Genomic DNA, 13878 nt, shown 5'->3' on the forward strand with positions numbered 1-13878 from the left:
ATAGTTTTGACAACCACGGCCCCTACGGTTAGTCAGGGTATCAACGGTGTCAATAAAATTGGGTATAAACCATGAACCTGGGGTCTATGATGCGCGCATCCCGCACGCCTGAGCAGTACAGCTACTATCGGTCGGGCCTCAAAGGTCTTGCTTTTTCGCTATTAATTACAACCGCTTGGATTGTTCCGGCGCCGCAAGTCGCGGCCCAGCAGTATCAATTCAACACAGTCAGCATTGATGGCAACCAGCGTATCGGTGACAGCGCGATCCTGTCTCAGGCTGGAATCGCACGCGGTCAGGCGATCAGTGCAGGTGAGTTGAACGACGCATATCAGCGTCTTAACAACTCCGGTTTGTTTGAAAGTGTCTCAATAACGCCGCAAGGCCGAACCCTCAAAATCACAGTGGTTGAGCTGCCGACGATCAACCGCATCTCGTTTGAGGGGAACCGCCGCATCAAAGACGAGGCGCTGTCGAGCGTTGTGGATTCAACCGCACGCCGCGTGTTCAACCCGACACTTGCGGAAAAAGACGCCAATTCCATTGCGCAGGCTTATTCCAATGATGGCCGGCTGTCGGCCCGTGTGCAGCCCAAAGTGATCAAGCGCAGCCAGAACCGTGTGGATCTGGTGTTTGAAATTTTTGAAGGGGACAACGTCGAGGTTGAGCGCCTGAGCTTTGTCGGCAATCGCAAATTCTCGGACCGCCGCTTGCGCCGCGTTTTGGGCACAAAGCAGGCGGGCATCTTCCGCCGTCTTGTGCGCCGCGACACATTCGTCGAGGACCGTGTCGAGTTCGACAAGCAGGTCTTGCGCGATTTTTACTTCTCCCGCGGTTACGTCGACATGCGCATCAATTCTGTGAACGCAGAGCTGACACAGGAGCGTGACGGTTATTTCGTGGGCTTTAATGTTCAAGAGGGCCAGCAATTCCAATTCGGCCAGATTTCGGTTGTTTCAGAGTTAAACAACGTCGATAGCGATGAGTACATGAAGATCGTCAAGGTGAAGCCGGGCGTTGTCTATTCGCCGACACTTGTCGAAGCCGACATTGCCCGTATTGAGCGTCAGGCGATCCGTGATGGAGTGGATTTTATGCGGGTCGAGCCGCGTGTGACGCGCAATGACCGCACGCAAACGCTGGATGTCGAGTTTGTTCTGTCGCGTGGCCAACGTATTTTTGTTGAGCGTATCGATATTGAGGGCAACACAACCACTCTCGATCGTGTTGTGCGTCGGCAGTTTGACAGTGTGGAAGGCGACCCCTTTAACCCACGTGAAATCCGCCAGTCGGCTGAGCGTATTCGTGCGCTCGGGTATTTCGAATCTGCTGAGGTGAACGCCCGCGAAGGATCAACGCCCGAGCAGGTGGTGATTGACGTTGATGTTGAAGAAAAGCCTACAGGCTCGCTCAACTTCGGTGGATCGTTTTCCTCGTCTGACGGTTTTGGCGTCGCAATCAGCTTCGCCGAGGAGAACTTCCTTGGACGCGGTCAAAAGTTGCTCCTTAACGTTTCGACAGCCGCGGATGCGCGCCGTTACGGCTTTAACTTCATCGAGCCGTCTTTGTTGGGCCGTGATGTAGCCCTCGGACTGGAACTTGACTATTCCGAGACAAATTCGTCATTTTCGACGTATGACAGCTCGCGGTTGACCTTCCGTCCAAGCTTGTCTTTTCCGGTAAGTGAAAACGGCCGTTTGCAGCTGCGCTATACCGCAGAGCAAGTGGAAGCCACTGCGCGGGATCCCAATGAAGATGGGAGCGCGTTTGCAGGTGGTATCATCGCGAATGATATTGCAGCAGGAGCTTTGGTAAGCTCGGCCCTCGGTTATGAGTATAGCTATGACACCCGACGCACAGGCCTTGATCCGAACGCTGGCGTCCTGTTCCGCTTCAGTCAGGATTTCGCCGGATTGGGTGGCGATCAGAAGTATGTACGCACAGTGGCGAAGCTTGTTGGCGAAAAGAAATTCTTTAATGAAGAGCTTACCCTGCGTGCGACCCTTGAAGGCGGCGCTATCGCGTGGAGCAGCGGCACAAACCGCGCGCTTGACCGCTTTATCCTGACACCGGCACAGTTGCGCGGCTTTGAGCCGGGTGGTGTTGGTCCCCGCGATACCGGATCGTCAGAGAATGATACACTGGGCGGTAATATGTATCTTGTGGGTCGTCTTGAAGCGGAATTTCCCCTTGGACTTCCTGAGGAATACGGCATCCGTGGCGGCGTTTTCTATGACGTCGGTAACCTGTGGGATTTATCCGATGTAAACCTGAGCGGTGGGACCGTTTCTGGTGAAAGCGGGTCGTTCCGTCATGTCATCGGCGTGTCGATCTTTTGGGACACACCAGTTGGACCGCTTCAGTTCAACATATCGGACGCGATCCAAAAAGAAGACTATGACCGTGAGCAGAAGTTCGAAATCACCCTACAAACGCAATTCTAAGACATGCGCCGCGCGCTTTCTCTGATCTATATTACGCTGGTGCTGCTTTGTGCGGCTCCAGCTTTTGCACAGGATCAGGTGCAGCCGGCGGGTGGGATCGTAGTCTTTGATAGTGACAGGCTGTTTTTCGAAAGTGATTTTGGCCAGCGTGTCACCCGTGATATCGAAGCGACAGGCAACGAGTTGGTCGCCGAGAACCGACGCATTGAGGCGGAACTTGCGAGTGCAGAGCAAGACCTGACCGAGCGCCGTGCGAGTATGACCCCCGAGGCATTCAGACCACTTGCAGACGCTTTTGATACCCGCGTGCAGGCATCGCGCCAAGAGCAGGCGGCCAAATCTCGTGCTCTCAATGCCTTGCTGGCGCAACAGCGCGAAACTTTTCTGCGGGCTGCAACTCCAATTTTGAGAGAACTGATGGTGGAATCGGGTGCTGCAGTTGTGCTTGAAAACCGCACTGTGTTTTTCAGTGCGCCCGGCAGCGATATTACCAACGCTGCAATCGAACGCCTCAACCAGCAGTTGGGTGATGGCAGTGCGGTAGAAGCACCTGCGCCCGAGGCGTCACAAGACTAGGCCGCACCTGCTTGCTCCGCGCGATTTGAATTGGTAGCTGTTTGCGCAAAGATCCCCGAAAGGACCCTCCATGACACAAGACCTCAAACGCGCTGATATCCAGATGATCCAGCGGATTCTTCCGCACCGATATCCCTTCTTGCTGGTTGACAAGGTTGAGGAAATTGATGGCACGCAATCCTCAGTGGGCTACAAAAACGTCACCATGAACGAGCCACATTTTCAGGGGCATTTTCCCGGCACACCTATCATGCCCGGAGTGACGATTGTCGAGGCGATGGCCCAGACGGCGGGTGTCATGGTTGGGGTGGCGCTGGAACAGATGGACAAGGAAATGCTAATCTATTTCATGTCGATTGATAACTGCAAGTTCCGCCGAAAGGTTGTGCCAGGTGATGTCTTGCGCATGGATTTGAAGACTGTACGCGGCAAGCCGGGCGGCAAAATCTGGAAATTTTCCGGTGTTGCCACGGTCGAGGGCGAGATGGCGGCAGAGGCCGAGTTTATGGCCATGCTTGATCTACCAAAAGGTGACGCATAATGGCCATCCATCCCAGCGCTGTAATCGAGAACGGCGCTCAGATTGATCCTTTGGCGACTGTGGGGCCGTTTTGTGTCGTTGGTCCGGAAGTGGTGCTGCATGCCGATGTGGTCCTGAAATCGCATGTTGTGATCACGGGGCAAACGTCGGTGGGTGAGGGGACGGTTATTTTTCCCTTCGCTGTCATTGGCGAAATTCCGCAGGATCTGAAGTTCAAGGGCGAGACAAGTCGCCTCGAAATTGGAAAGCGCAACCGCATCCGTGAACATGTGACCATGAATTGCGGCACTGAGGGTGGCGGCGGTGTGACGTCAGTCGGCGATGATGGGATGTTCATGGCTGGCTGTCATATCGCGCATGATGCAGTCATCGGGAACAATGTGATTGTGGTAAATAACGCCGCTGTTGCGGGGCATTGCGTGATCGAGGATCAGGTGATCATCGGTGGTCTGTCTGGGATTCACCAATGGGTTCGCGTGGGGCGTGGGGCGATTATCGGTGCGGTCACAATGGTAACGAATGACGTAATCCCTTACGGCCTCGTTCAAGCGCCGCGTGGGCATCTCGACGGGCTGAACCTTGTTGGTCTCAAGCGCCGTGGCGTAGCGCGCGGTGATATCACAGCTTTGCGTGCAGCGTTTCAGATGTTGGCACAGGGGGATGGCACCTTCCATGACCGGGCCGCACGGTTGGGCGCCGAAACAGAGAGCGAATACGTCCGCGAGATCGTCGACTTTGTGCTGGCCGACAGTGGCCGTCACTTCCTGACGCCGAAATGACGTTGGCATTGATCGCAGGGCGCGGCGATTTGCCTGCGCTGGTGGCGAAAGCGGTGGTAACGCCCCCGCTGATCTGTGGCTATGAGGGCATTGAACTGAGCGGTGTTGAAGCGGACATAAGTTTCCGGCTTGAAACCCTCGGTACGCTTTTGCTGGATCTTGGGACACGCGGGGTCACACAGGTTTGCTTTGCGGGCGGGCTCGACCGTCCTGCGCTAGACCCCAGCAAAATTGACGCGGAAACAGCGCCATTGGTCCCGATGTTCATGGGAGCCTTGCAGCAGGGCGATGACGGCGCGCTGCGCGTTGTGGTGGAATTGTTCGAGAAGACGGGCTTCGAAGTTGTGGGTGCACATGACGTAGCCCCAAATTTGTTGGCCAAAGGGGGCGTCTATGGCGCTGAATGGCCTGACGCGCAGATGCGTAACGATGCTGAAATAGCCGCTAACCACATCCTTAAAATGTCACCCCAAGATAAGGGGCAAGCCTGCGTTGTCGCGCAAGGCAAGGTGGTTGCGATGGAGGATGCGCGGGGCACGGATGCGATGCTCGGCGACCTTGGCAAAGTGACGGACGGTATATTGTTCAAAGGACCAAAAGAGGGTCAGTCGCGTCGCATTGATCTGCCCACAGTTGGACCCGAGACATTTGATGCTGCCCACCGCGCAGGATTGCGTGGGGTCGTGGTCGATGCCGGTGATGTGCTTGTCCTACACCCCAAGGCCTGTGCCGAGCGTGCTGACGCCAATGGCTTGGTGTTTTGGGCGCGGACGGGAGAATGACATCCCTGAGGGTCTTTATTCTTGCAGGAGAGCCTTCGGGGGATAAACTCGGGGGTGCGCTTATGGCGGGGCTTAAATCCCTTCGCCCCGATGTGAGTTTTGAGGGGATCGGCGGCGTGCAAATGCAGGCTGAAGGTTTGCGCAGTCGTTTTGACATGGATGAGTTAAGCGTCATGGGGCTGGCCGAGGTTCTGCCCAAGTATCGCCACCTCAAGCGCCGCATCGCCGAGACTGCACAGGCTGTGATCGAGACGCGCCCTGACGTGCTGATCACGATCGACAGCCCCGATTTTTCCTTGCGTGTGGCAAAGTTGGTCAAGGCGGGCAGTGATATCCGCACGGTGCATTATGTGGCCCCTACAGTTTGGGCATGGCGGGCAGGGCGTGCAGCAAAGATGGCGCGGCATATTGATCATGTGCTGGCCCTCTTTCCCTTTGAGCCTCCCTTGATGCGGGCCGCTGGCATGCGCTGTGATTTTGTCGGCCATCCGGTAGTTGCAGAGCCTGTTGCGACAAAAGCAGAGGCCGACATGTTCCGCCAACGTCATAGTTTGGGGTCCAAACCCTTGCTGATGGTGCTGCCCGGTTCGCGCCGTGGTGAGGTTGCGCGATTGGGAGAGCGATTTGGCCATGCAATCAAGGCGCTCAAAGCCAAACATCCCGACATGCAGATTGTCGTACCCGCTGCTGGCCCCGTGGCTGATGCGGTGGTGAATCTTACCGCATCATGGCCCGATACAGTTGTCCTTGATCCGCGCGGTGGTGACTACGAGGCGGCAATGGCGCAGAAGCGCGCTGCGTTTCAGGCCGCTGACATTGCGCTCGCGGCCTCTGGCACGGTCTCGCTTGAACTTGCGGCGTCCAGAACGCCGATGGTTATCGCTTATGACATGAGCCCGCTCAGCCGTTTTATCATCAGCCGTATGATGCTGGTAGATACGGTCACACTGGTCAATCTGGTGTCTGAAACCCGTGCTGTGCCTGAGTTTATAGGCAAGGCCTGCACACCGAAGGCAATTGCGCAGGGGATTGAGGATGTCATTGCATCACCTGACGCCCAGCGGACCGCAATGGACCTCACGATGGAACGGCTGGGCCGTGGCGGCGAAGCACCGGGTCTAAGGGCCGCAAGGGCAGTTTTGAACGGGCTGGCCGAGGCGTAGTCAGCCGCGGTGAATCCAGCCACCGCCAAAAATGCGGCTGCTGTCAGGATCATAGAAAACACATGCTTGACCGGGGCTCACACCCTCTTCTGCCACCAACAGTTCGACTTCGGCAGTGGTTGCCGAGAGGGGCCGCAGGATCGCATCGACTGGCGGACGGGTGGAGCGGACACGCACGGCTACGGGCCATTCTGCACGCGCCGTGAAGTCACCATCACCGAGCCAGTTAATCTCTTTGATCGGCACGGTGCGCGTGGCCAGCATTGCTTTTGGCCCCACAACCACCTGTTTCAAGTCCGCATCAAGGCGCACCACATAAAGCGGCTCACTCAACCCGCCGATGCCAAGACCGCGCCGTTGACCGACGGTATAGTTGATCACCCCGTCGTGCTGGGCCAGCACACGGCCTGCGGTATCTACGATATCACCGGGATCAGCCGCTTCGGGCCGCAGTTTGCGGATCACGGCGGCGTAATCACCATCAGGGACAAAGCAGATATCCTGACTGTCAGGCTTGTTCGCCACCCGCAGACCGTATTTCTCGGCCAACTCCCGCGTTGCTTCCTTGGACGGTAGATGACCCAGCGGGAAGCGCAAATAATCAAGCTGCTCTGGCGTCGTGGAGAACAGAAAATAGCTCTGGTCTTTGCTCGCATCAGCCGCGGCATGCAGTTCGGGACCGTTCGGCCCTGTCATCCGTTGGATGTAATGGCCGGTGGCCATGCAATCGGCCTCTAGGTCTTTGGCCGTCTCCAAAAGGTCTTTGAACTTCACCCGCTCGTTGCAGCGAATGCAAGGTACCGGAGTGGCACCGCCCAGATAGCTGTCGGCAAACTCGTCGATCACCGCATCCTTAAACACGTTTTCATAGTCAAGAACGTAGTGGGGAAACCCCATATCTTCGGCGACGCGGCGCGCATCATGGATATCGATCCCCGCACAACAGGCCCCTTTCTTCGCTAAAGCGGCCCCGTGATCATAAAGCTGCAAGGTAACGCCTACGACGTCATAGCCTTCCTCGGCGAGCATCGCAGCCACAACCGAGCTGTCCACACCACCCGACATGGCGACCACAACGCGGGTGTCAGCAGGCGCTTTGGCAAAGCCAAGCGAATTGAGCGGCGGGGTCTGGTCAAGCATGGGAGGCATCCTGTGGGGCGGTGTTACTGTGGAATATAGGAAAATGCGAACTACTCACAAGGGGCGGCTTCATTTGTCTTTAACGGCCATGGCGCAATGGTGTCTTTGTAACGAGGATGGTGTTGTAAATGTATTTAAAGAAAGTTGATGGTCCGCGTGCCGTGACGCTTGCAGATGGCTCCGTAATGTCGATGGCGGACTTGCCTGCAATTGGCACGCAGCGCTGGGTGGCATCGCGGAAGGCGGCGGTCGTACGCGGTGTGGTCTACGGATTGCTGAGCAAGGATGATGCGCTGAAGCGCTATAAACTGAGCGAAGACGAGTTTATCGAGTGGGTAAGGGCAGTCTCCACCCATGGAGAGGCGGCTCTCAAAGCCACAATGGTCCAGAAATATCGACAACTTTAGGTTGTTTTACTGCACGCATTGGTTATGTTTACCACCAGTTAACCTTTTTTGTTCACGATTGGGTCCATAGAATTTACCTTATCTGGCGGAGTTGAACAATATGCGCGTCTTGCTTGTCGAAGATGATCCAACGACCTCGAAAAGCATCGAATTGATGCTGACCCATGCGAACCTGAACGTCTATGCGACGGATCTGGGAGAAGAGGGGATCGATCTGGCCAAGCTTTATGACTATGATATTATCCTGCTTGACCTCGATTTGCCGGATATGACTGGTCACGAAGTCTTGCGACAATTGCGGTTGAGCCGGATTGAAACGCCTATCCTGATTCTGTCTGGGGCCGATGACACAGAAAGCAAAATCAGGGGATTTGGATTTGGAGCAGACGACTATTTGACCAAGCCGTTTCACCGGGAGGAGCTGGTTGCGCGTATCCATGCGATCATTCGTCGTTCCAAAGGGCATTCGCAATCTGTCATTGATACCGGTCTGATCTCAGTCAACCTTGATGCAAAGACAGTGAGTGTGGAGAAGAAGCCCGTACATCTCACAGGCAAAGAGTACCAGATGCTGGAACTTTTGAGCCTGCGTAAGGGCACGACATTGACCAAAGAGATGTTCTTGAACCACCTGTATGGCGGGATGGACGAGCCCGAATTGAAAATTATCGACGTCTTTATCTGCAAGCTGCGTAAGAAGTTGAACAATGCAACGGGCGGGTCCAGCTATATCGAGACTGTTTGGGGCCGCGGGTATGTGCTGCGCGATCCTGATCCTGTGGAAATGGATATCGCAGTAAGCGCCTGAAAGGGCGTAAAACCACAGTAATGACCTAGACCTGCCTTTGGTCGCGGCCTATCTAATTACAGGTAAGCGGCAGACCAAGGGCAGGTTTTTGTGACTCTCGAGACAAATATTGCGAATTCTGATGTAGGTGATTTGACGCGCGAGCAGGCGGACGCCGAGCTCGCGCGGTTGGCTGAGCTTTTGTCCAAAGCAAATACCGATTACCATACTCACGATGCGCCCAAGTTGTCGGACGCCGAGTATGACAGCCTTAAGCGTCGCAATTCTGCGATAGAAAACCGGTTTCCCGATCTCAAACGCGAAGACAGCGCGAGCGAGCAGGTCGGCGCCGCAGTAGCCTCCGGCTTTGGCAAGATAAGACATGATGTTCGTATGTTGTCGCTCGGAAATGCGTTCTCTGAAGAGGATGTGGCAGAATTTGATACCTCGGTCCGCAAATATTTGGGCTTGGCTGCGGATGCACCACTCACCTACACCGCCGAACCAAAAATTGACGGGCTGTCGCTTTCCTTGCGGTATGAAAAGGGTATTTTGGTTCAGGCAGCCACGCGCGGAGATGGGACCGTCGGGGAAAATGTAACGGCCAATGCCCGCACAGTGGGGGATATACCACACAAGCTGACAGATGCACCCGATCTGCTGGAAGTCCGCGGTGAAGTCTATATGAGCCACGCAGATTTTGATGCAATAAATACGCGGCAAGAAGAGCGCGGCGGCAAGACATTTGCCAATCCGCGCAATGCGGCTGCGGGATCACTGCGCCAACTTGATGCCGAGGTCACTCGCGCACGACCGCTGCGCTTTTTCGCATATGCATGGGGTAGCCTTTCTGCGCCGTTAGGTAAGACACAATCGGCCTCAATCGCAACTTTGGCGGATTTGGGGTTTTCGATCAATCCGCTCACTGTGACCTGCGAAGGTCCTGCGGAACTTGTGTCACATTACGATAAGATTGCGGAACTACGCCCCGATCTCGGATATGATATTGACGGAGTTGTGTACAAAATTGACGATCTTGAGCTGCAATCAAGGCTTGGGTTCCGCTCCACGACGCCGCGGTGGGCGATCGCACATAAATTTCCGGCCGAACTTGCTTGGACCAGATTAGATGGCATTGATATACAGGTGGGCCGCACGGGTGCCCTTAGCCCTGTTGCACGCCTGTCCCCCGTCACCGTGGGTGGCGTTGTCGTGTCAAATGCAACCTTGCACAATGAGGATTACATCAAAGGCCTTGATAGCAAAGGGCAGGAAATCAGGGGCGGAAAAGATATCCGTGTCGGTGATTTGGTACAGGTTTACCGTGCCGGTGACGTGATCCCGAAAGTGGCGGACGTTGACATAAGCAAGCGGAGCCCCGATGCGCCCGAATTTGTGTTTCCCAACAAATGCCCAGAGTGTGGCAGCGATGCAATTAGAGAGCCTGGCGATGCCGTGCGCCGTTGTTCTGGCGGTATCATTTGCCCCGCTCAGGCGGTGGAAAAGCTGAAGCATTTTGTGTCTCGTGCGGCGTTTGACATTGATGGCATGGGTGCAAAGCAGGTTGAGCAATTCTATACCGATGGCTGGATTGCGGAGCCTGCAGATATCTTCACGCTTCAAACGCGCTATGGCAACGGCATCCAGCAGCTTAAAAACCGGGAGGGGTGGGGCGAGAAATCGGCCAATGCCCTGTTTGCAGCCATTGAAGACAAGCGCAAAATTCCGCTGGCGCGGCTGATCTTTGGCCTTGGCATACGCCACGTGGGCGAGGCGTCGGCGAATATGATCGCGCTGCACTATGGGACATGGAAAGCGCTGGCCCAAGCGATGGAGGATGCCCGTTCGCAAGAGGGACCGGCATGGGACGATCTGCTGGCGATTGATGGCATGGGTGCGGTCATGGCGGGCTCTTTGGTCAGTGCCTTTGCACAGAAAGCGGAATGCGCATCGATTATGCGCTTGGTTGCGGAACTGGATGTGCAAGAGGCGGTGCGCGCAGATACCTCAGGCTCGCCCGTGGCTGGTAAAACTGTGGTTTTTACCGGAACACTGGAGAAGATGACCCGCGCCGAGGCCAAGGCCCGTGCGGAGCGGTTAGGCGCAAAAGTGTCAGGGTCGGTGAGTGCCAAGACAAATTTGCTGATCGCCGGGCCAGGCGCGGGCTCAAAAGCGAAGAAAGCGGCTGATCTGGGCATTGAAATGCTGGATGAGGACGGCTGGCTCGCCCTGATTGAAGGGATATGAGCACGCGGCCCGAAGCTTTGTTTCCGCTCTTTGCAGGGCTGGATACGCTGACGGGGATTGGACCGAAGACTGCACAGCATTTTGCAGGGCTGGGCGTCATCGCACCGCGTGATCTTCTTTTTACCCTGCCGCAATCGGGGATTGACCGCAGGTTGCTGGAGACGGTGCAAGGGGCACTGTTTCCTACTACAGTGACGGTCGCTGTGACCATCGGAAAGCACTATCCTCCGCGCAACAAGGGCGGCGCATATCGCATCCATGTAGAGGATGCGCAAACGACGTTCCAATTGGTATTTTTTCATGCGCGCGGCAATTACTGGGAGCAGACATTGCCCGAAGGGAGCCGCCGTATCGTGTCGGGTCGAGTTGAGGTGTTCGACAGCACGCCCCAAATGGTTCACCCTGATTTTATGGTTCCAGAAGCCGAGGCGGACAGTATTCCGGCGTTTGAGCCTGTCTATCCACTGACCCACGGGGTCACACAAAAGCTGATGTACAAGGCGACGCGTGGGGCGTTGGCCCTGATCCCGCCGATGGGAGAGTGGATTGATCCGAGCCAAATCAAAAAGGCGGAATGGCCCTGTTTTGCCGCCGCTGTGACCGTTGCCCATGACCCTGCGAGCTTGCGTGACATCGTTGCGACAGCGCCCGCGCGGGAACGTTTGGCATATGATGAGTTGTTGGCCCATCAGATTACGCTGGCGCTTGCGCGGCAGGTGGAACGGCGAAAGAAAGGTCGGCCTGCCCATGCAACAGGCGTCTTGCAGACCAAGGTGTTGGAGAGTTTACCCTATAAGCCGACGGGGGCTCAGACACGCGCTATTATCGAAATTATTGCGGATATGGCCACGGAACAGCGGATGAACCGTTTGCTTCAGGGGGATGTGGGCGCGGGTAAGACTCTGGTGGCGTTTATGGCGCTGCTTGCGGCGGTGGAGGCAGGGGGGCAGGGGGTGTTGATGGCCCCCACCGAAATCCTTGCCCGCCAGCATTTGCAGGGTTTGCGCCCTTTGGCCGAGAGTGCAGGTGTGGTCCTCGAAATCCTGACAGGCCGTGACAAAGGGGCCGAGCGCACAGCCAAACTTGCGGCGTTGGAGCGTGGCGACATTCAAGTGCTGGTCGGCACTCATGCAGTGTTTCAGGAAACGGTAGTGTTCAACGATCTGCGCCTTGCAGTTGTGGATGAGCAGCACCGCTTTGGCGTGCGCCAGCGGCTTGAGTTGGGTCGCAAGGGGCGGCAGGCGGATGTGCTGGTTATGACGGCGACACCGATCCCGCGCAGCCTCGCACTCGCGCAATACGGCGATATGGATGTGAGTGTTTTGGACGAAAAGCCTCCCGGTCGAAAACCGATCCAAACCGTGCTGATCAGCACCGAACGGTATGAGCAGGTGGTTGACCGTTTGCGTGCGGCAATTTCCGACGGGCGGCAATGCTATTGGGTGTGCCCTTTGGTTGAAGAGAGCGAAGTGAGTGATCTGACTGCGGCAGAGGAGCGGTTTAAGCGTCTGCGCGCGGCGATGGGGGAAAGTGTCGTAGGGTTGGTCCATGGCCAGATGCCCCCCGCAGACAAGGATGCGGCAATGCTGGCCTTTCAGCGGGGTGAGACGAAGCTGCTGGTTGCGACCACGGTGATCGAAGTGGGGGTTGATGTGCCCAACGCCTCGATCATGGTGATTGAGCGGGCGGAGAGTTTCGGGCTGGCCCAGCTGCACCAACTGCGCGGACGGGTAGGGCGCGGCACAGCGGCGTCGAGCTGCCTGTTGATGTATCAGAACCCGCTGACTGAAACAGGACGCCAGCGCCTCGAAGTGCTGCGCGAAACTGAAGACGGATTTGTCATCGCCGAGACCGACCTCAAAATGCGCGGCACGGGGGATCTGATAGGCACAGCGCAATCAGGTGTACCGCGGTTCAAAGTGGCCGACCTTGAAAAGCAGGCAGCTCTGATGGCTGTGGCACAAACGGATGCGCGCAAATTGCTGTACGAAGACCCAAAGTTGGAAAGTGATCGGGGACGAGCGGCGCGGATGCTTTTGTGGCTCATGCGGCAGGATGAAGCAATTCGTTTAATTACAGTGGGTTAACTTTTGGTGTTCCAAAAAGTTCACAAATGTTCTCATAAAGTTCTTTACTTGATGTTAATTATATGAGAACAAAGAGGCAACAAGAACGGAGAGACACATGACCTTCTACAAAACAGTTAAAGCCATCGCCACACGGTCTCAGGACACACTGGTACATGACGCGGCAGGTGCCGCAGCCTTGATTGTGATTTTGATGGTTGGTTTGCATCTTCCCGCACTTGTTTGAGTTTCTGCCTGCGCTCTCATGCCAGGGTCGGTTTTCCGGCGCATATGTCCCAAACTGATGCGTCATAGATGTCACGTTCTGCCTGTCCATGACATTTTTCCGGGGGTGCCTTTCCCCATTCTGGCCTTGTGTCCCACATGAGAAACGCATTTTTAGCGCCGCCATCCCTCGGATGTGCGGCGCCTTTTTTTGCCCTATAGTAATATGAAATCAGCTAATTGCGCTGTCCATAGCCTCGGCCAAAGCTTCAATACTGAGCAGAATTGAAGCGTGGCGGTTTTTGTATTCAACCGCTGGCGTCAGAACCTCAAACCCGTCAAAGGGCGCATCCGGTACACCGCCTTTTCCCTTCAACATTGCCTTGAGTTGGTCACGACCCTTTTGCACAGTCTCCAGCGTTACCCCTTCCGAAGCCTCCGCCGTGATCGCAGCAGCGGCCTGACCTAGAGCGCAAGCTTTCACGTCTTGTCCCAGCGCAGTGAGCTGACCGCCTGCTACGCGAACATCCACGGTCACGCTCGATCCGCACAGCGGAGAGCGGCGGGTTACACTCGCGTCAGGCACATCAAGGCGGCCCAGATGCGGGATATCCGCCGCCAGCGCAAGAATGCGGGCTGAGTAAAGCTTGATCAGATCAGTATCGTTGGACATGGCAATTCCTTTGTCTGTCTTCTACATAAGCCTAACCAGTGCGGATGC

Annotated in this window: 13 protein-coding genes; 11 read left to right on the forward strand and 2 right to left on the reverse strand. The window is 56.0% G+C overall.

Annotated elements, in window-relative coordinates:
• The first annotated feature begins 71 nt into the window (after nt 1-71).
• From bamA to lpxB, 6 genes are all read left to right on the forward strand, one after another.
• Entirely contained in the window at nt 72-2444 is a 2373-nt protein-coding gene (bamA, locus tag Q0775_RS15690) for an outer membrane protein assembly factor BamA (RefSeq protein WP_298862958.1), read from the forward strand.
• Between the two features lie 3 nt (nt 2445-2447).
• A complete protein-coding gene (locus Q0775_RS15695) occupies nt 2448-3020 on the forward strand; it encodes an OmpH family outer membrane protein (protein ID WP_298862960.1) in 573 nt (190 codons plus the stop codon).
• A 70-nt stretch (nt 3021-3090) separates the two neighbouring features.
• Nucleotides 3091-3561 (forward strand): 3-hydroxyacyl-ACP dehydratase FabZ, encoded by a 471-nt coding sequence (gene fabZ / locus Q0775_RS15700; RefSeq protein WP_298862963.1) that lies wholly within the window; start codon nt 3091-3093, stop codon nt 3559-3561.
• Entirely contained in the window at nt 3558-4340 is a 783-nt protein-coding gene (gene lpxA, locus Q0775_RS15705; RefSeq protein WP_298863816.1) for an acyl-ACP--UDP-N-acetylglucosamine O-acyltransferase, read from the forward strand. The genes fabZ and lpxA overlap by 4 nt, the downstream gene beginning before the upstream one ends.
• A complete protein-coding gene (gene lpxI, locus Q0775_RS15710) occupies nt 4337-5122 on the forward strand; it encodes a UDP-2,3-diacylglucosamine diphosphatase LpxI (protein ID WP_298862966.1) in 786 nt (261 codons plus the stop codon). Before lpxA ends, lpxI begins: the two co-directional genes overlap by 4 nt.
• A complete protein-coding gene (gene lpxB / locus Q0775_RS15715; protein WP_298862969.1) occupies nt 5119-6285 on the forward strand; it encodes a lipid-A-disaccharide synthase in 1167 nt (388 codons plus the stop codon). Before lpxI ends, lpxB begins: the two co-directional genes overlap by 4 nt.
• Here the strand turns inward: lpxB and mnmA are convergent, their stop codons facing one another.
• Complete coding sequence (mnmA, locus tag Q0775_RS15720) at nt 6286-7434, reverse strand: tRNA 2-thiouridine(34) synthase MnmA (protein WP_298862972.1); 1149 nt, start codon at nt 7432-7434, stop codon at nt 6286-6288. It lies immediately after the preceding gene.
• A 119-nt stretch (nt 7435-7553) separates the two neighbouring features.
• Between mnmA and Q0775_RS15725 the strand changes: the two genes are divergently transcribed.
• The 5 genes from Q0775_RS15725 (at nt 7554) to Q0775_RS15745 (ending at nt 13179) form a co-directional block, all read left to right on the forward strand.
• Nucleotides 7554-7832 carry a DUF1153 domain-containing protein gene (locus tag Q0775_RS15725; RefSeq protein ID WP_298862977.1) on the forward strand — a complete coding sequence of 93 codons (279 nt, stop codon included), beginning with the start codon at nt 7554-7556 and terminating at the stop codon, nt 7830-7832.
• 100 nt (nt 7833-7932) lie between these two features.
• A complete protein-coding gene (gene ctrA, locus Q0775_RS15730; RefSeq protein ID WP_298862979.1) occupies nt 7933-8640 on the forward strand; it encodes a response regulator transcription factor CtrA in 708 nt (235 codons plus the stop codon).
• A 90-nt stretch (nt 8641-8730) separates the two neighbouring features.
• Nucleotides 8731-10866, forward strand: a complete 2136-nt coding sequence (gene ligA, locus Q0775_RS15735) for an NAD-dependent DNA ligase LigA (protein ID WP_298862982.1) — start codon at nt 8731-8733, stop codon at nt 10864-10866.
• Complete coding sequence (gene recG, locus Q0775_RS15740) at nt 10863-12953, forward strand: ATP-dependent DNA helicase RecG (protein ID WP_298862985.1); 2091 nt, start codon at nt 10863-10865, stop codon at nt 12951-12953. The genes ligA and recG overlap by 4 nt, the downstream gene beginning before the upstream one ends.
• A gap of 97 nt (nt 12954-13050) precedes the next feature.
• Complete coding sequence (locus Q0775_RS15745) at nt 13051-13179, forward strand: hypothetical protein (protein ID WP_298862987.1); 129 nt, start codon at nt 13051-13053, stop codon at nt 13177-13179.
• 210 nt (nt 13180-13389) lie between these two features.
• Here the strand turns inward: Q0775_RS15745 and Q0775_RS15750 are convergent, their stop codons facing one another.
• On the reverse strand, nt 13390-13830 hold the full coding sequence (locus tag Q0775_RS15750) for an iron-sulfur cluster assembly scaffold protein (RefSeq protein ID WP_298862990.1): 441 nt from the start codon (nt 13828-13830) through the stop codon (nt 13390-13392).
• Nucleotides 13831-13878 lie beyond the last annotated feature (48 nt).

The organism is uncultured Sulfitobacter sp. (genome assembly GCF_947499945.1).
GTDB lineage: Bacteria > Pseudomonadota > Alphaproteobacteria > Rhodobacterales > Rhodobacteraceae > Sulfitobacter.